Genomic DNA, 17,622 nt, shown 5'->3' with positions numbered 1-17,622 from the left:
TTGCAAGGCGAGATTTTCTTGTTCTGCAGGCTCTTTTGCGCCTGCGAGATAGTCATACCGCGATTGCACAATGGCTCAAATGGAAAGCGGCCAAAAACGCAACAAGGCCCGCGCTGTTTTTGACGCGGGCCTCACATATTTTCCGTTATGTGGAATGAGAGCGATCAGCCGCCCACATCAGCGCTAATGACCTCGCCGAACAGCTCCCATTTATCGCCTTTGAAACGCATCAGCTGAAGCTGGCTGATCGGCGCAAAGTCGGTCGAAGATGTGTTGATCTTGATGCCGGGCAGCAGCACCTCGGTTCGGAAGTCCTTTAGGCTGGCCGCCTGCTTCATGACGTTTTCGCGGGTCAGGTTGTCACCGCACTTCTTGAGAACCTCGACCAGCGTCTGGGCGACGCCGTAACCGGTGACGATCAATCCATCGAGCTTGTTGCCTTCCGGAAAATCCTTGTCGAGGAAGGCGAGAAATTCCTTCATGCCGGGGTCGTTGTTCCACTGGGTGTCCGCGACGTCCTTCAGATATGCAGCGGAAATAATGTCCTGCGAGTTTTCGAAGCCGGCCGGCTTCATCACGCTGCCGATCGAGTTGGACACGTTATTGAGGAAGTGCATCGGCTTCCAGCCAATCTCGGCGGCCTTCTTGATAGCCTGCGCCGCAAATTTCGGCGTCGTGATGTTGACGAATACGTCGGCGTTCAACGACTTCAGCTTGACGATGTGATTGTCTATGGTCGGCTCGGAGGTCTCGTAGCTCTCCTCCACTACGATCATCGAGGCGGCCTTTGCGCCAAGGCCGTCCTTCAGACCTTTGAGATAGTCCTTGCCGTAGTCATCGTTCTGGTAAAGGACGGCAATCTTCGCGCCGGGCTTTTCCTTCAGAAGATATTTCGCATAGATCTGCGTCTCGCTCTGGTAGTTGGGCTGCCAGCCCATGGTCCAGGGGAAGTCCTTCGGGTCGTTCCACTTGGTGGCGCCGGTGGCCACGAACAGTTGCGGCACCTTCTTGCTGTTCATGTATTTCTGGATCGCCGAGTTCGGCGGTGTGCCGAGCGAGTTGAACACCAGCAGAACTTCGTCCGATTCCACTAGCTTGCGCGCTTGCTCGACGGTTTTTGGCGGCGAATAGGCATCGTCATAACTGATGAAGTTGATCTTACGGCCGTTGATGCCGCCAGCAGCATTGATCTTTTTGAAGTAGGCTTCCTCGGTTTTTCCGATCACGCCATAGGCGGAGGCGGGTCCGCTATAGGGCATGATGTTGCCGATCTTGATTTCGGTATCCGAGGCGCCGGTGTCGTATTTTTTCTGGGCGAGCGCGCCGGTGGCAGATGCGGCGAGCAAAGCCAAGCCAGCCAAAGAAGCAGCCGGAAGTGCGGCCAGGCGCAGATGAATTGCGGGCATTTCTGATCTCCCTGATCAATTGTGATGTGTCATGTTTCTTGACGTGGAGCTCTGTGGCTCCTGACGACATTCAACACCCGCGCGGGATCGCCAGCAAGAAAAAGCCCCCGCGACGTGGTCGCGAGGGCGGTATAATTCGTGTTCGCTGATGCAGCAGAGCTGCAGGCGCTGCAGAGTTATTGCGTGACGGCGTCGGCGCTGAAGATCTCGCCGAAGCGCTCCCACTTGTCGCCCTTGAAACGCTGCATCTGCAATTGCGAGATCGGCGCGAAATCGGTGGGCGAGGTATTGATGGTGATGCCCGGCAGCAGCGTGTCGGGAGTAAAGTCCTTCAGGCTGGCGGTCTGCTTCATGACATTCGCCCGGGTCAGGTCGTCGCCGCACATCTGCAGCACCTTGACCAGCGTCTGCGCGGCACCATAGCCATAGACCGTGCTCGAATCCGCCTTGTTGGCGTCCGGCATGTATTTGTCGAGGAACGCGTTCCACTTCTTCATGCCGGGATCGTCCTTCCACTGCGAGTCGGTGCCGTCCTTGGTGTAGGAGGCCGACAGCACGCCTTGCGCATTGTCGAAGCCGGCGGGCTGCATCACCGCTCCCACGGAGACGCTGACATTGGCGAGAATCTGTAGCGGCTTCCAGCCAAGCTCGGCGGTCTTCTTGATAGTCTGTGCCGCGAATTTTGGCGTGGTGAAGATCATCAGCACGTCGGGGTTCGCAGCTTTCAGCTTCACCACATGGGTGTCAATGGTCGGTTCGGCGATCTCGTAGCTGTCCTCGATGGCGATCATCGATGCTGCCTTGTCGCCGAGGCCGTCCTTGAAGCCCTTCAGATAGTCCTTGCCGAAATCGTCGTTCTGGTAAAGCACGCCGATTTTCGCGTTCGGCTTCTCCTTCAGAAGATACTTCGCATAGATCTGCGCTTCGCTCTGATAGGAGGGCTGCCAGCCGATCGTCCAGGGGAAGTTCTTCGGATCGTTCCATTTGGTGGCGCCGGTGGCAACGAAGAGCTGCGGCACTTTCTTGCCGTTCAGATATTTCTGGATCGCGGTATTCGAGGGCGTACCCAGTGGATTGAACACCACCAGCACCTCGTCCGATTCGACCAGCCTTCGCACCTGCTCCACGGCTTTCGGTGGCGAATAGGCGTCATCGTAACTGATGAAGTTGATCTTGCGTCCGTTGATGCCACCCTGTGCGTTGATCATGTTGAAATAGGCGGTCTCGGTCTTGCCGATCGTTCCATAGGCAGATGCGGGGCCGCTATAAGGGATGATGTTGCCGATCTTGATTTCAGTATCGGTGGCGCCGGTGTCGTATTTCTTCTGCGCGAGCGCGCTGGACACACTGGCGGCCAGAAGCGCCATAGCAGCAGGCAGTGCTGCAAGGCGCATGGATCGTGCGAGCATCATGGATCTCCGTGATCATTTCTTCCCAGGTCTTTGTTGGAGTTCTGCGACTCCTGTTCGCATTGAATACCCCTGATGCGCCGGTCACAAGAATAAGCCCCTGCGACCAAATCGCAGGGGCTCCGTTGTTTTAGTGGTGCAGTGCAAAGTGCTGCGGTACTAGTCCGGCGCAGTCGTGTCAGCATTGATCACCTCGCCGAACAGCTCCCACTTGTCGCCCTTGAAGCGCATCATCCGCAACTGTGCGATCGGAGCATAGTCGGTGGCCGAGGTGGAGATGGTGATGCCCGGCAGCAGCGTGTCTGGCGCGAAGTCCTTCAGGCTTGCCGCCTGCTTCATGACATTCTCGCGGGTCAGGTTGTCACCGCACATCTCCAGCACCTTCACCAGCGTCTGCGCGGCGCCATAACCGTAGACGAGGCTGTTGTCGGTGCGATCGGCGCCCGGCATGTATTTGTCGATGAAGGCCGACCATTTCTTCATGCCCGCATCATCTTTCCATTGCGAATCCGCGCCGTCCTTGCGGTAGTCGGCGGACAGGACGCCCTCTGCATTGGCAAAGCCTGCCGGCTGCATCACTGCTCCAACAGAGACGCTGACATTGGTCACGAGCTGCAGCGGCTTCCAGCCGAGTTCACCGATCTTCTTGATGCCTTGGGCCGCGAATTTCGGCGTTACGAAATGGACGACAACATCGGGATTGAGCGACTTCACCTTCACGATGTGGGAATCGATGGTCGGCTCGGAGATCTCATAGCTCTCTTCCGTGACCAGCATCGTGGCAGCCTTGGCACCCAGCGCTTCCTTGAACGCCTTCTGGTAGTCCTTGCCGAAATCGTCGTTCTGATAGATCACCGCGACCTTGGCGTCCGGCTTCTCCTTCATCAGATATTTTGCGTAGATTTGTGCCTCGACCGCGTAGCTCGGCTGCCAGCCCATCGTCCACGGGAAGTGCTTCGGATCGTTCCACTTGCTGGCGCCGGTGGCGACAAAGAGTTGCGGCACCTTCTTGGCATTCATGTATTTCTGGAACGCGGTATTCGACGGCGTGCCGAGCGAATTGAAGATGAACAGTGCCTCGTCGCTCTCGACCAGCTTGCGGGCCTGCTCGACCGCCTTCGGCGGCGAATAGGCGTCATCGTAGCTTATGAAATTGATCTTGCGGCCGTTGATGCCGCCCTGGTCGTTGACCATTTTGAAATAGGCGGTTTCAGTCTTGCCGATCAGTCCGTAGGACGAGGCAGGGCCGCTATACGGCATAATGTTGCCGATCGTGATTTCGGTGTCAGTGGCGCCGGTGTCGTATTTCTTCTGGGCCAGCGCGCTGCCGCTGGCTGCGACGCTGAGGGCCGCGGCAACCGACAAAGTCAGTGCGCGCGAACGGATCGAAGGCATTTCAGAACTCCCTGATTTTTATTCGTGTTGTTTTGCGGGCCTTTGCGGCTCCGGCCGGATTGAACACCGTTCGCGTGTATGCGGCAACAAAAAGCCCCTCGCGATGACACCGCGAAGGGCTGCTTTATTGGGCAACGGATATGCCGTCCCCCGGTATAATTCAGCGGCTGATCTCGCCCGAGATCACAGGGCCAAATAACTCCCATTTGTCGCCCTTGAAGCGCATCATCTGCAACTGTTCGATCGGGTAGAAATCAGTCGCGGACGTGTTGAGCTTGACACCCGGCAGCATCGTGTCCGGCGCGAAGTCCTTCAGGATGGCGGCCTGCTTCATCACATTGGCGCGGGTGAGATCGTCGCCTGCCTGCTTCAGCACCTGAACCATGGTCTGAGCTGCGCCGTAGCCATAGACCACGGAGATGTCGTTGCGGCGGGCGTCCGGCGCGTATTTTGCGAGGAAGGCGTAGAAACGTTGCATGCCGGGGTCATTGTCCCATTGCGGGTCGGAGCCGTCCTTGGCGTAATAGGCCGACAGGATGCCTTGGGCGATGTCCTGTCCGGCCGGCTTCAGCACGGAGCTGATCGATGCGCTGGCATAGCCCTGGATGTAGAGCGGCTTCCAGCCGAGTTCGGAGACCTTGCGGATACTCTGGACCGCCGACTTCGGTGTCGTGACGCTGATGAAGGTATCGGCGCCAGAGGCTTTCAGATTGATGATGTGGCTATCGATGGTCGGCTCGGTGACCTCATAGCTTTCGGCGGCGATCAACATGCCCCCAGCTTTGTCGCCGAGACCATCTTTCAGGCCCTTCAGCACGTCCTTGCCGAGGTCGTCGTTCTGATAGAGCACCGCGATCTTCGCGTCGGGCTTTTCGTTCAGCAGATATTTCGCATAGATGCGGCCCTCGCTCTCATAGGGCGGCTGCCACGCCATCGTCCACGGGAAAGCCTTGTGATTGCCGAAATAGGTTGCGCCGGCGGCGACGAACAGTTGCGGCACTTTCTTGATGTTGAGATATTTTTGGATCGCCGCATTGGACGGTGTGCCGAGTGGGTTAAACACCACGAGCACCTCGTCCGATTCCACCAGCTTGCGGGCCTGCTCGACGGCCTTGGCCGGATTGTAGGCATCGTCATAGCTGATGAAATTGATCTTGCGGCCGTTGATGCCGCCCTGATCGTTGATCATCCGGAAATAAGCGGCCTCGATGATGCCCGCGATGCCATAGGCCGAAGCCGGCCCGCTATAGGGCATGATGTTGCCGATCTTGATCTCGGTGTCGGATGCGCCGGGATCGTATCGCTTCTGCGCGAGGGCATGGCCGGCGCAGGCGATGCTCAGTGCGGCGGCAAGCGAGATTGTTCGTGGTCGAAAGGCAGGCATCCCGGGTTGGTCCTCGTACAGCAGTCGCGAGGCGTTAATGGCATGTGCATCAACAAAAATCCCCGGCGATGTGAGCGCGAGGGGCACTTTCTGTGTGGCGGAAAGATGGTGGCGGTTCCTTCGCCCCGATTGCGGAAGAAGTCGGTGCGCTGCTGATACACTCATACCAACTCGCACAAAAAAAGCGGCCACCGAAGTGACCGCTTGTCTTGCCTCAATTGCGGATCGAACTAACCGCCCGATCCGCCGATCACTGCGCGGACGGTATCGTCCGGGCCGAAGTCTTCCGCGCCATCCACGTAGAGAAGAGCGCTGAGCTTCGAACGCGCGCGGTTGACGCGGCTCTTGATGGTGCCGACGGCGCAGCCGCAGATCGTGGCCGCGTCCTCATAGGAGAAGCCCGATGCGCCGACGAGAATAAGCGCTTCGCGCTGATCCTGCGGAAGCTTCTCAAGCGCCGCGCGAAACTCCTCAAATTCCAGATGGGCGTTTTGTGCCGGCTGGGTCTTCAGAGTCTTGGCATAGCTACCGTCCGCATCCTCAACTTCCCGTCGCCGCTTGCGATAGTCCGACCGGAACAGGTTGCGCAGAATGGTGAACAACCACGCAGGGAGATTCGAGCCGACCTGGAAGGAGTCGATATTGGCGAGAGCGCGCAACAGCGTTTCCTGAACGAGGTCATCGGCCCGGTCACCGTTGCCGGAGAGCGAGATCGCGAAGGCGCGCAGGCTAGGCACCGACGCCAGAATGTCGTCGCGGAGTGAGTCTGTGAGAGGCATTATTCCCCTCCTTCATTTTTGCCGGGATCGCCAGCGATCTGGGCTTGAGCCTCAGCCCCGTCCAGCTTGCGGATCAGCTCCGCAAATCGGTCCGGCACGCCCTGTCGCACGACATCGTCGTACATAGCGCGCAACTGATGCCCGATCCGTGACTGGATTTCGGCGTTTAATCCGCCCTTTGGCTTCACATCTTTCATGACCCGTTCCACATTCCCCAGAAGACATGTCCCTGGAATTTGAGAAATTTTCTTGATTTTTGAAGCCTTTGCGGCGTCTGTCGGCGATCTAATGCGGAGCGTGGCCGAAAGTTCCGACCCGATGGAACTTTTGTCTGGCTGGGGCGTAAACAAGCACAACGAGGGAGCCGGATTGTATCCGAATACCCCTTCGACTTTGACGTAGAGTCGTCTTTGACCAGACAGGATGGAGTGGGGATGTCCCGATCACAGCTCGTAGCTGAACACTTGCCGCTGTTGCGGCGCTATGCCCGCGCCCTCACAGGTAACCAGGCCTCAGGCGATGCCTATGTAGGCGCCATGCTGGAAGCGTTGCTGCAGGACCAGTCGTTGCTCGACGAGCAACACGGAGCCCGTGCCGGCTTGTTTCGCCTGTTCACCCAGATTTGGAACTCTGTCGCCTTGAACGACAATCCGGACGTCGCGCCGCTGCAGGCCGCGTCCGAGAAGCGCATTTCCAACATCACCCCGCTGCCACGACAGGCCTTCCTGTTGCTGTCGCTCGAAGGCTTCTCGGAAGAGGAAGTCGCCTTCGTACTCGATGCTGATGTGGCGGAAGTGCGTACACTGGCCGATACGGCCGGCCGAGAAATGGCCGCCGAAATCGCCACCGACGTTCTCATCATCGAGGACGAGACCTTCATCGCGATGGATCTCGAAAGCCTCGTGAAGAATCTCGGTCATAACGTCATCGGCGTTGCACGCACTCATGCAGATGCGGTTGCGCTCGCAAAGAACAAGAAGCCCGGCCTGATCCTCGCCGATATCCAGCTCGCCGATGGCAGCTCGGGTCTCGATGCGGTGAACGAGTTGCTGCGTATCTTCGAAGTGCCGGTAGTCTTCATCACCGCCTATCCGGAGCGTTTCCTGACTGGCGAACGTCCGGAGCCGGCCTTCCTGATCTCGAAGCCGTTCCAGCCCGCGATGGTCTCGGCCGTCGCCAGCCAGGCGCTGTTCTTCCAGCGCAACTCAAAGAACAAGACAGCCAAGGCATCCTGATTTCAAGGTGCCCTAACTTCGGGCGTCATTGATTGACATCGAAGCGGCTAGGCCATGTGCTCGGCCGCTTTCGTTTGGCCAGAAGCCATCCAGAGCGCGCCGGATGATACCTGCTCAATAAGTCCTCTTCGCTTGCGCAAACTATCAGCGGGCAGAAGGAGGGGGCTGACAGTATTGTGTTGATGCAGCGATCAATGCCGATATCATCCCTCGATAAGCGGCAAATTGCCACGTCCCGCAGGGCTCATAGGCTTTGACGGGCTGGCGGGGCTGCGTGACCCTTCTGGTCGAACCGGTGCGCATGAACTCAACTGCCGACGCTGAACCTCATATCTATCAATCCACAGTGACACGCCCCGTTGCGGTCGATGTCAGCAAGGTGTCGCTCACTTTCGATACGGCCGACGGCAAGGTCGAAGCGCTATCCAATGTCGATCTGCAAATCAGTGGCGGGGAGTTCGTCTCCTTCATCGGTCCCTCCGGCTGCGGCAAGACCACGCTGCTGCGTGTGATCGCGGATCTGCAGCAGCCAAGCTCTGGGAGCGTCACTGTCAATGGCATGAGCGCGGAGCAGGCGCGGCTCGGGCGCAATTACGGTTATGTATTTCAGGCGCCGGCGCTGTTTCCCTGGCGCAGCATCGAGGCCAATCTCAAGCTGCCGCTGGAGCTGATGGGCTTTTCGCCGACCGAACAAAAGCAGCGCGCCGCGCGCTACCTCGACCTCGTCAATCTCACCGGCTTCGCGCGGAAATTTCCCTGGCAGCTCTCCGGCGGCATGCAGCAGCGGGTTTCCATCGCACGGGCGCTGTCGTTCGATCCCGAATTGCTGCTGATGGACGAGCCGTTCGGAGCACTGGATGAGATCGTGCGCGATCATCTCAACGAACAGCTCCTGCAGCTCTGGGCCAAGACCCGCAAGACCGTGTTGTTCGTGACGCATTCGATTCCCGAAGCGGTGTTTCTTTCCACCAAGATCGTGGTGATGTCGCCGCGGCCGGGCCGTATCACTGATATAATCGACTGCAATTTCCGGCGCGACCGCACGCTGGAAATTCGCGAGACGCCGGAATTCATGGCGATCGCGCAGCGCGTGCGCACCGGGCTGCGCGCCGGACATTCCTATGACGAGTAGCACGGTGGATACGATGCCGGTCGCGCGTGCGGCATGGCGCACGCATCCGCTGGTCAAGGGTAGCGCGCCGGTGGTGACCATTGTCGCGGTGCTGATCGTCGTCTGGTACATCGGCGCCGTGCTGATGAACCTGTCGCTTGTGCGCGGCGGCTTCGAGCGCGAGGAAGCGCCTTATACGACGATGGAATTGCTGGAAGGCACCATGAGCGCGGAACGGCCGCTGCTGCCGGCGCCGCATCAGGTGGTCGGTGCTTTCATCGACGGCGTGTTCGGCTATGCGCCGACGGCGCCGCGTAGCCTCGTCTATCATTCCATGGTGACGCTGTCGGCGACGCTGCTCGGCTTCGCGCTGGGCGCGCTGCTCGGCATCGTGCTGGCGCTCGCCATCGTGCACAGCCGCGTGCTGGAGCGTAGCCTGATGCCGTGGATCATCTGCTCGCAGATGGTGCCCATATTGGCGCTGGCGCCGATCTTCATTGTGGTGCTCGGTGCCGTCGGCCTACAGGGCCTGCTGCCGAAATCGATCATCTCGGCCTATCTGAGCTTCTTTCCCATCACCATCGGCATGGTGAAAGGCTTTACCTCGCCCGATCCGATGCAGATGGACCTGATGCGCACATGGTCGGCGACATCTAGACAGGTGCTGTCGAAACTGCGCTGGCCATCGGCCGTGCCGTATCTCTTTGCCAGCCTCAAGGTCGCCATCACCATCTCGCTGATCGGCGCCATCGTCGCTGAACTGCCGACCGGTGCCGAGGCCGGCATCGGCGCGCGCTTGCTGGCCGGCTCGTACTACGGCCAGACCATCCAGATCTGGTCGGCGCTGGTTGCCGCAGCCGTTTTGGCTTCTGGTTTGATCGCCATCGTCAGCTACGCCGAACGCAAGGTGGCGCAGCGGATGGGGGCGCGTGCATGAATCGTCGCCAGATCCGCCTGGGCTTCATCATGTCGGCGGTGTGCGTGCTGATCACACTGATGCTGCCATTGCCGCTCTCGGGTGTGCCTGTCGCCGCGCTGATGGCGCGCCCACTGACCTTCCTGCTCACCGGCGTGATCGTGCTGGTCTTCGCTTTCGCTGCCGGCTTCCGTGGCCTGCCTGCCATTGTGATCGGCCTTGTCGGGGCAGGTATCACGGCGGACATGACGTTGACGCTGTTGCGCGATCCCTTGATTGCTGGCGATGCCGCGTCAGGCTTCTGGATGGTGGTGATCGGCGTCTGGCTGGCGTCGTGGATCTGTGTCGTCGCGCTGGCCGGGTTGAAGCCGCGCAACAGCGCCTTTCGCAAGGTCATCGATCTCGCCATTCCGCTGCTGTTCGGTGCGGCCGTGTTCTATCTTTGGGAAGTTGTGGTGCGCGGGGCGGGCGTGCCGCCGGTGCTGCTGCCGTCGCCGAGCGCTGCCGCTACGAAATTCATGGCGTCGCTGCCGATATTGGGCGCGGATTTCGTGCAGACCTTCATCCGTGGTGTGCTGATCGGCTATGCCATCGGCTGCGGCGCCGGGCTTCTGGTGGCGATCCTCGCGCATCGCTTTGAATTTCTCGGCCGCGGGCTGCTACCCTTGGGTAACTTCTTCTCGGCACTGCCGCTGGTCGGCGTGGCACCCATTATGGTGATGTGGTTCGGCTTCGACTGGCCGTCGAAGGCCGCGGTCGTGGCGCTGGTGACATTCTTCCCGATGCTGGTGAATGCGTTGGCCGGTCTGCAAGCTGCCGGCGATATCGAGCGTGATCTGATGCGCTCCTACGGCGCGAGCTATGCCCAGACTCTCATCAAGTTGTATCTTCCCGCTGCTCTACCTTTCATCTTCAATGCACTGAAGATCAATGCCACACTGGCCCTGATCGGTGCCATTGTCGCGGAATTCTTCGGCACGCCGACGCAAGGCATCGGCTTTCGAATTTCCACCGAAGCCGGGCGCATGGCGCTCGATATGGTGTGGGCGGAGATCGCGCTGGCCGCGATCGCGGGAATGGCATTTTATGGACTTGTTGCGCTCGCCGAGCGCGTGACGACGTTTTGGCATCCATCGATGCGGACCTAGTTCGGCAGGTTCGCCAATTCTGGAGTTGAGCATGAAGAAGATCATGGCATTCGGCGCAGCGATGGCTCTCTCGCTCGGCTCCGCGCAAGCGGCGGACAAGGTCACCATCCAGCTCAAATGGGTCGCACAGGCCCAGTTCGCCGGCTACTTCGTCGCCAAGGAGAAGGGCTTCTACAAGGACGCCGGGCTCGACGTGACGATCAAGCCGGGCGGTCCCGATGTCGCCCCACCGCAAGTGATCGCGGGCGGCGGTGCCGATGTGGTGGTGGACTGGATGCCGTCGGCGCTGGCCTCGCGCGAGAAGGGCGTGCCGCTGGTGAATATTTCGCAGACCTTCAAGAAGTCCGGGCTCGAACTCACCTGCCGCGCCGAGACCGGCATCAAGAAGCCGACCGATCTGAAGGGCAAGGTCACCGGCGTCTGGTATGGCGGCAACGAATATCCGTTCCTCTCCTGGATGTCGAAGCTGGGCTACAAGACCGATGGTTCGCCGGCCGGCGTCAAGATCATCAAGCAGGGCTTCAATGTTGATCCGCTGCTGCAGAAGCAGGCCGATTGTGTATCGACGATGGCCTATAATGAATACTGGCAGGTGATCGATGGCGGCTACAAGCCGAGCCAGCTTACCGTGTTCAAATATGAGGACGAGGGCGTCGCCACGCTGGAGGACGGTCTCTGGGTGCTCGACAAGAATCTCAAGGATCCAGCCTTCGTTGCCAAGATGGCGAAGTTCGTGAAGGCGTCGATGAAGGGCTGGGACTATGCCAAGACCAATCCCGACGAAGCCGTGAAGATCATTCTGGCTGGCGACTCCACGGGCGCCAAGACTGCCAAAGACCAGAAGCGCATGATGACCGAGGTCAGCAAGTTGCTCGGCGATGCCAATGGCAAGCTCGACGTCAAGGACTATGATCGCACGGTTGCGACGCTGATGTCTGGCGGTTCGGATCCCGTGATTACCAAGAAGCCGGAAGGTGCCTACAGCTTCGCAGTCTATGACGCGATGAAGTAATCGCGGGTATCAGCGGCGCGCGAATAACGGCTGCGCGCCGATTGACTTGGCGAGGTGATCACCAAAGGCTTCACTGATCGGCGGCAGCGTGCGGCCGGCTTTCTTGATGATGGTGATCGCGCGCGAGAAATCCGCGACGTCGATCTGCCGCGAGCGCAGGTCCGGCTCAGCGCCGATCTCGCGTGCGGAGCCTGGCAGGATGGTGATGCCCAGGCCGGCGCGGACCATGGCGATAGCCGTCATCATATAGGTCGCTTCGCAGGTCGGCTGCGCGATGTGTCCCGCGGTCAGGAAGGCGCTGTCGACGACCGCGCGGACGCTGGTCGCGGGATCCATCAGCACCAGCGGATATTTCATCAGATCGTCGATGGTGACCTTGCGGATGCCGCCGATAGGGTGCTTCGCCGGAAACACCACATGCATGCGGTCGCGCACTTCGAGCAGCACTTCCACGTCGTGGCCGGTGACGCTGCCGCCCATGATGCCGAGATCGACCTCTTCTGAGCGGACGAGGTCAAGGACGCGGTTGGCGATCACGTCCTTCAGGACGAAAGATGTGCCGGGCTGTAACTCGCGAAACGACTTGATGGCCTCGGGCAGGGCACCCGCGGCGACCGAGGGAAGCGCCGCGATCCGGACGATGCCGCGGCGCTTGGCCGCGATATCGCGAGTATCCACGACGACGGCATCGAGATCGCGGATCATGCGCTGAAACACCGGCAGCAGTTCGCGGCCGACCCGCGTCAGTTCGACGGAGCGGGTGTTGCGATCGAACAGTTTCACCTCGAGGGTTTCTTCGAGGCGCCTGATCTGAACCGTCAGCGTCGGCTGCGCCAGATGCAGCAACTCCGCGGCGCGGGTGAAGCTGCCGGCTTGGGCGACGACGACGAAAGACCGGATCTGCCGGAGATTCACATCCATAGAGAATTTCTATCAATGGGATAGAATTAATTCAATTGAATAGAGGGAAGCTTCTGGCTTCAATGCCCGAAAGCGACATGCGCGTGATCGCTTGCTCAGGCCCGTGACATGTCCGTCAAAAGAGATCGGGAGATAGACATGCAGCGGTCGCGGTTTTCGCGATGTGACTGCAGGCAAGTCTGATCCAGGGAGACTGCTCGTGCGTACCATCAGGATCGGATCCGGTGCCGGCTATTCGGGGGACCGGATCGAACCGGCGATCGAACTCGCCGAAAGCGGCAACCTCGACTATCTCGTCTTCGAGTGCCTTGCCGAACGCACCATCGCGCTGGCCCAGCAGGACCGCCTGAAAGATCCGCAAGGCGGTTTCGACCCGTTGCTTGCCGACCGCATGAAGGCGGTGCTGTCCATCTGCCGAAAGAACGGCGTCAAGATCATCACCAATATGGGCGCGGCGAATCCCGTCGCGGCGGCGCAGGCGACGCGTGACATCGCCAGGGCGCTCGGTCTGCCCGGTCTTAAGGTTGCGGCAGTAACGGGCGACGATGTGCTGGAACAGGCGCGCGCGTCCGATGTCGCGCTGGACGAAGGTGGCTCCGTGAAAGCGCTGGGCAACCGCGTGATCTCGGCCAATGCCTATACCGGCGCAGCGCCTATCGCCGAAGCGCTCGCCGGTGGCGCCGATGTCGTCATCACCGGCCGTGCGGCCGATCCGGCGCTGTTTCTCGGGCCGCTGGTGCATGAATTCGGCTGGGCGATGGATGACTGGGATCTGCTTGGCAAAGGCACCATGGTCGGCCATCTCCTGGAATGTGCTGGCCAGATCACCGGCGGCTATTTCGCCGATCCCGGCGTGAAGGATGTGCAGGGCCTCGCGCGGCTTGGTTTCCCGATCGGCGAGGTGCGCGAGGATGGCGGTCTCGTCGTCACCAAGGTCGCGGGCTCGGGCGGCCAGATCACGCGAGCGACGGTGATCGAACAACTGCTCTACGAAATTCATGATCCGACCCGCTATTACCAGCCGGATGTGGTTGCCGATTTCTCGCAGGTGCGTGTCGAGGAGGTTGGTCCGGACCGCATCCATGTCACCGGCGGGAGTGGCACGCCGAAGACTGGCCTGCTGAAGACGTCAGTCGGCTATCTCGACAGCTATATCGGCGAAGGCGAAATCTCCTATGCTGGTGCCAATGCCGTGGCGCGCGGGCGTCTGGCGCTTGAGATTGTGCGCGAACGCCTCACGCTCACCGGCGTGAAAATGACGGAGAGCCGGTTCGACCTGATCGGCGTCAATGCGCTGCATGGTGACGCCCTGGCCGAAGGCCGCGATCCCTATGAAGTCCGCATCCGCGTCGCGGGGCGCACAGACTCTCTCGCAGAGGCCGTGAAGATCGGCAATGAGGTCGAGACGCTTTACACCAACGGGCCTGCCGGTGGCGGCGGGGCCTGGAAATCGGCGCGCGAAATCGTCGGCGTCGCCTCGGCTTTGCTGCCCGAAACTGTCGTGACGTCATCAGTCACATTCATGGAGGCCTGACCATGAAACTCCGTGAGATCGCGCATTCACGCAGCGGCGACAAGGGCGATACGTCCAACATTTCCGTCATCGCTTTCGATGTCGGTGACTTCGGCTTTCTTGCCGAGCACGTGACGGCAGATCACGTCGCGCAGCATTTCGGCGACACCATCACCGGCACCGTCACGCGCTATGAATTGCCGGCGCTCGGCGCGCTAAACTTCGTGCTGACGGGCGCGCTCGGTGGCGGTGTTGTGCGATCGCTCGCGCTGGATACGCACGGGAAATCATTCAGCTCTGCGCTGCTTGAATTCGAGCTGCCGGCCAAAGGAGCGTCATCCGGCTCACCATGATCTTCGTCACAATAGGACGACGATACTTTCATACCAAACCAAAAACGGGAGGACTATTGATGAAGCGACGTACATTCCTGGCTGGCCTCGGTGCAACTGGCGTCAGCGCTGCAGTTTTTTCTCCGGCGATCGTTCGTGCCGCTGCGGATACTCCACTGAAGTTTGGGGTGCTGTCCGACATGACGGGTCTGTTCGCTGACAATGGCGGGCAGGGCTCGGTAGCGGCAGCGCAGCTCGCGATCGAGGAATGCGGCGGCAAGGTGCTTGGCAAGGCGATAGAGCTGATCCAGGCCGACCATCTCAACAAGCCCGATGTCGGCGGCAATATTGCGCGCCAGTGGTATGATCAGGAAGGCGTCGACGTCATTCTCGACGTGCCGGTGTCGTCTGTTTGCATCGCCGTGCAGACCTTCGCCAAGGACCGCAACAAGATGTTCATCACATCGGCCGGCGGCTCGGCGGATCTCAGCGGCAAGTTCTGCTCGCCGAACTTCATTCAGTGGACCTACAATACTTACGCGCTGGCCAATGTCGCCGGCAAGGCGATGCTTCAGCGCGGTGGCGACACATGGTTCTTCGTTGTTGCGGATTATGCCTTTGGTCAGGCGCTCGAGCGTGACGTAACGGAAGTTGCCGTCAAGGGCGGCGGCAAGGCGCTTGGCCGTGCGCCGCATCCGATCAACACGGCGGATTTCTCCTCGCAGCTTCTGACGGCCAAGTCGTCGGGCGCCAAGGTCATCGCCATCGCCAATGCCGGCAGTGACACGCAGAACGCCATCAAGCAGGCAGAAGAGTTCGGCTTGATGGGCGGTGATCAGAAGATGATTGCGCTCTTGATCGACGTGAATGACATCCGCAGCGTCGGATTGAAGAGCGCGCAAGGCCTGCTGGTGACGTCCGGCTTCTACTGGAACATGGACGACCGCACGCGTGCATTCTCCAAGCGCTATGCTGCCAAGATGGGCAAGCCGCCGAGCATGATGCAGGCCGGTGTCTATTCCTCGACGCTGAACTACATCAAGTCGGTGGAGGCCGCGAATACCAAGGATCCTGTCGCCGTGGTCAAGGATCTGCAGGGGCGTACCTTTGACGATGCCTTCCTGCGCAACGGCAAGCTGCGTCCAGACAATCTGATGGTCCACGACATGTATCTCGCCGAGGTCAAGAAGCCTTCCGAGGTCACCGATAGCTATGACGTGTTCAGAATCCTCGCCACGGTGAAGGGCGAAGACGCGTTCTCGCCGCTCTCGGCGAGTACATGCCCAATGGTGATGAGCAAGAAGTAAGAACAGACAACTCTATGAACCGAGCGTCGTGGGCAGGGAAATACCTTTACCCGCGATTCTTTCGAAGGGTGAGAGAGCCTTACCTATTCCTCAAAAGAATGCGGGGTGCAGCTGGCATCACCACAGCTCCACCCCGCGTCGCCGGTCAATTGGGGCAGGGGACGACCGGCTTCCGGGAAGACGCGCGAGGGTGAAAAGCGTTCCCGCGGGCGTCAAATTATTTAACACACGGTTAAGTGATCGCCGTTCTTGAACCTAGAGCCTTGACGCACGTTCCTATTGTGAGCGCCACGCAGCGACGCGGTGCAGGGCAGGCGAGGCTCACATGTCAAAGGTATCCAGCTTGGTCTTGGGAATGGTCGCTGGAGCGACCATGTTCGGCGCCATCCAGTATGCTTCCGGCAATGATCTGCGGGGCACGCTGACCGATTCAGACAAGGCTGCGTCCACCGGCGTTAACCGGGCTGCCAAGGGCGACCGGGCATCACTAATTACCACACAGAACGAGCAGAGCCAGACTCTCTCGTTCCGCGTTCAGGGGCTGTCGGATACGTCCGTCCTTCTGCGGATGGGCGTCGCGCCCGTGGTGGCTCCAACCAAGAATGAAGCCGTCAATATCCGGCCCCTCCCCATGAATGCCAAACCGCAGCGTGCGGCGGTGGGCTGCGAACCGCCTGTGAGTGTGCTCAGCGAGATGGCAAAGATGCTGCAGCCGGGTCGCTGTGTGACCTGATCTTCACGCTGACAATTTAAATCAATCGTCGGCGACCTCATCGGGGTCGCCGGTCTCGTTCGTATCATCATCAGCGCTGCTGCGATTGGCCATATAGCCAAGTGCGACGCCGACCAGCGCTAGCAGCGGAATAACCTTCTTGAGGCCGAGCGTGCGCGCGATCTGAATGCCGGTCGCCACCAGCATCGGATCGATCAGCGGCGCATTCGCAGCAGCTCTGGCCGCTGCGCGCGCCGCGGCTGCTGCGCGTTCGCGGGCCTGCTTCTGCTTGGTCGCATAGATCTGTGCGAAGATCGCCGCGATGACCAAAAAGATGCCGGCGATGGTGAGGCAGGCCTCAATGACGCCGTAGCGCTGCATCACCGTGATGAAAGCCGCCGCACACAGGAAGCACAGTGCCACAAAGCCAGCAACACCAGCCAGCGCCATGAGTGAAGTCATGCGCAGGCTGTTGCCTGTGCTGTTCTTCAGATCGTCGATGATACTCTTCAGCATGGAAGCCCCCGAACCCGAACTCTAAAATACAAAGAAAACTGACGGCACCCTCGGGCACCGCCAGTCATCACATCTCAATTCTGCGCATGTGCTCAGCGGCGCCAGGCCATCCCGATCAGCACGCCTAAGCCGAGCGCCAGTCCGACGGCGGCCAGTGGCCGCTGGGTAATGCTGTCTTCCAGCGTTTCCTCCAGTGAATAGGCTGCGTCATGCGCAGCATCATAGGCCGCGCTGCCGCGCTCCCGCATGTCGGACATCATGTCTTCGGCGTCGGCACGGGCTTGCTTGACGCCGCGGCGGGCTTGTTTAGTAGCTTGGCCGGTAAAGGCATTAAGCGCGTCGGTGATCTGTTCGGTCAGGGCGGCAACATCGTTTTTCACGGCGGTGAGATCCTTCTGAAGGCGGCTATAGGTTGCTTTGTCGGTCAGTTTCTTGAGTTCATCCAGGCCATCGATATCCGCCATGCGAAGCTCCCCTGATACTGAAAATCCAATGCAGAAACGCCCGGTTAGACCGTAGGTTCCAT

General features: G+C 59.9%; 18 protein-coding genes. 9 read left to right on the top strand and 9 right to left on the bottom strand.

The window, feature by feature from the left end:
* Positions 1 to 164: 164 nt before the first annotated feature.
* The 6 genes from AC1DUY_RS26280 to AC1DUY_RS26255 all read right to left on the bottom strand — a co-directional run bounded on the left by AC1DUY_RS26280 (position 165) and on the right by AC1DUY_RS26255 (position 6,570).
* Positions 165 to 1,406, bottom strand: coding sequence for an ABC transporter substrate-binding protein (locus tag AC1DUY_RS26280; RefSeq protein ID WP_092144998.1), 1,242 nt, complete (start codon positions 1,404 to 1,406; stop codon positions 165 to 167).
* A gap of 176 nt (positions 1,407 to 1,582) precedes the next feature.
* Complete coding sequence (locus AC1DUY_RS26275; protein ID WP_478118137.1) at positions 1,583 to 2,818, bottom strand: ABC transporter substrate-binding protein; 1,236 nt, start codon at positions 2,816 to 2,818, stop codon at positions 1,583 to 1,585.
* Between the two features lie 156 nt (positions 2,819 to 2,974).
* Positions 2,975 to 4,210, bottom strand: coding sequence for an ABC transporter substrate-binding protein (locus AC1DUY_RS26270; RefSeq protein ID WP_441230415.1), 1,236 nt, complete (start codon positions 4,208 to 4,210; stop codon positions 2,975 to 2,977).
* 160 nt (positions 4,211 to 4,370) lie between these two features.
* Positions 4,371 to 5,594, bottom strand: a complete 1,224-nt coding sequence (locus AC1DUY_RS26265) for an ABC transporter substrate-binding protein (RefSeq protein WP_478118135.1) — start codon at positions 5,592 to 5,594, stop codon at positions 4,371 to 4,373.
* 230 nt (positions 5,595 to 5,824) lie between these two features.
* Positions 5,825 to 6,373, bottom strand: a complete 549-nt coding sequence (locus AC1DUY_RS26260; RefSeq protein ID WP_068735058.1) for a sigma-70 family RNA polymerase sigma factor — start codon at positions 6,371 to 6,373, stop codon at positions 5,825 to 5,827.
* Positions 6,373 to 6,570 (bottom strand): NepR family anti-sigma factor, encoded by a 198-nt coding sequence (locus AC1DUY_RS26255; RefSeq protein WP_068735402.1) that lies wholly within the window; start codon positions 6,568 to 6,570, stop codon positions 6,373 to 6,375. Before AC1DUY_RS26255 ends, AC1DUY_RS26260 begins: the two co-directional genes overlap by 1 nt.
* 237 nt (positions 6,571 to 6,807) lie before the next feature.
* Between AC1DUY_RS26255 and AC1DUY_RS26250 the strand changes: the two genes are divergently transcribed.
* The 5 genes from AC1DUY_RS26250 (at position 6,808) to AC1DUY_RS26230 (ending at position 11,795) form a co-directional block, all read left to right on the top strand.
* A complete protein-coding gene (locus AC1DUY_RS26250; RefSeq protein WP_068735059.1) occupies positions 6,808 to 7,608 on the top strand; it encodes a response regulator in 801 nt (266 codons plus the stop codon).
* 301 nt (positions 7,609 to 7,909) lie between these two features.
* Positions 7,910 to 8,740 (top strand): ABC transporter ATP-binding protein, encoded by an 831-nt coding sequence (locus tag AC1DUY_RS26245; RefSeq protein WP_441230414.1) that lies wholly within the window; start codon positions 7,910 to 7,912, stop codon positions 8,738 to 8,740.
* A 13-nt stretch (positions 8,741 to 8,753) separates the two neighbouring features.
* Positions 8,754 to 9,656: an ABC transporter permease gene (locus AC1DUY_RS26240; protein ID WP_231081067.1), complete on the top strand. Its 903-nt coding sequence runs from the start codon at positions 8,754 to 8,756 to the stop codon at positions 9,654 to 9,656.
* Positions 9,653 to 10,783, top strand: coding sequence for an ABC transporter permease (locus AC1DUY_RS26235; protein WP_478118132.1), 1,131 nt, complete (start codon positions 9,653 to 9,655; stop codon positions 10,781 to 10,783). Before AC1DUY_RS26240 ends, AC1DUY_RS26235 begins: the two co-directional genes overlap by 4 nt.
* A gap of 31 nt (positions 10,784 to 10,814) precedes the next feature.
* Positions 10,815 to 11,795 (top strand): ABC transporter substrate-binding protein, encoded by a 981-nt coding sequence (locus tag AC1DUY_RS26230; RefSeq protein ID WP_184511514.1) that lies wholly within the window; start codon positions 10,815 to 10,817, stop codon positions 11,793 to 11,795.
* Between the two features lie 9 nt (positions 11,796 to 11,804).
* On the opposite strand, the gene AC1DUY_RS26225 is transcribed toward AC1DUY_RS26230, so the two are convergent.
* On the bottom strand, positions 11,805 to 12,716 hold the full coding sequence (locus AC1DUY_RS26225; protein WP_309948468.1) for a LysR family transcriptional regulator: 912 nt from the start codon (positions 12,714 to 12,716) through the stop codon (positions 11,805 to 11,807).
* Positions 12,717 to 12,915: 199 nt separating this feature from the next.
* Between AC1DUY_RS26225 and AC1DUY_RS26220 the strand changes: the two genes are divergently transcribed.
* The 4 genes from AC1DUY_RS26220 (at position 12,916) to AC1DUY_RS26205 (ending at position 16,601) form a co-directional block, all read left to right on the top strand.
* A complete protein-coding gene (locus tag AC1DUY_RS26220) occupies positions 12,916 to 14,250 on the top strand; it encodes an acyclic terpene utilization AtuA family protein (RefSeq protein ID WP_175368295.1) in 1,335 nt (444 codons plus the stop codon).
* Between the two features lie 2 nt (positions 14,251 to 14,252).
* Positions 14,253 to 14,582, top strand: coding sequence for an AtuA-related protein (locus tag AC1DUY_RS26215; RefSeq protein ID WP_175368296.1), 330 nt, complete (start codon positions 14,253 to 14,255; stop codon positions 14,580 to 14,582).
* Positions 14,583 to 14,641: 59 nt separating this feature from the next.
* Positions 14,642 to 15,868 carry an ABC transporter substrate-binding protein gene (locus tag AC1DUY_RS26210; RefSeq protein WP_175368297.1) on the top strand — a complete coding sequence of 409 codons (1,227 nt, stop codon included), beginning with the start codon at positions 14,642 to 14,644 and terminating at the stop codon, positions 15,866 to 15,868.
* Between the two features lie 373 nt (positions 15,869 to 16,241).
* Positions 16,242 to 16,601, top strand: a complete 360-nt coding sequence (locus tag AC1DUY_RS26205; RefSeq protein WP_175368298.1) for a hypothetical protein — start codon at positions 16,242 to 16,244, stop codon at positions 16,599 to 16,601.
* A gap of 21 nt (positions 16,602 to 16,622) precedes the next feature.
* Here the strand turns inward: AC1DUY_RS26205 and AC1DUY_RS26200 are convergent, their stop codons facing one another.
* Together AC1DUY_RS26200 and AC1DUY_RS26195 are read right to left on the bottom strand one after the other, a co-directional pair.
* On the bottom strand, positions 16,623 to 17,096 hold the full coding sequence (locus AC1DUY_RS26200; RefSeq protein ID WP_478118128.1) for a hypothetical protein: 474 nt from the start codon (positions 17,094 to 17,096) through the stop codon (positions 16,623 to 16,625).
* A 92-nt stretch (positions 17,097 to 17,188) separates the two neighbouring features.
* Entirely contained in the window at positions 17,189 to 17,560 is a 372-nt protein-coding gene (locus AC1DUY_RS26195) for an ElaB/YgaM/YqjD family protein (RefSeq protein WP_175368300.1), read from the bottom strand.
* Positions 17,561 to 17,622 lie beyond the last annotated feature (62 nt).

It is taken from the genome of Tardiphaga sp. P4_G1 (assembly GCF_056401215.1).
The sequence above is the reverse complement of the archived record's forward strand: the minus strand, read 5'-3'. Positions and strand labels throughout refer to the sequence as shown.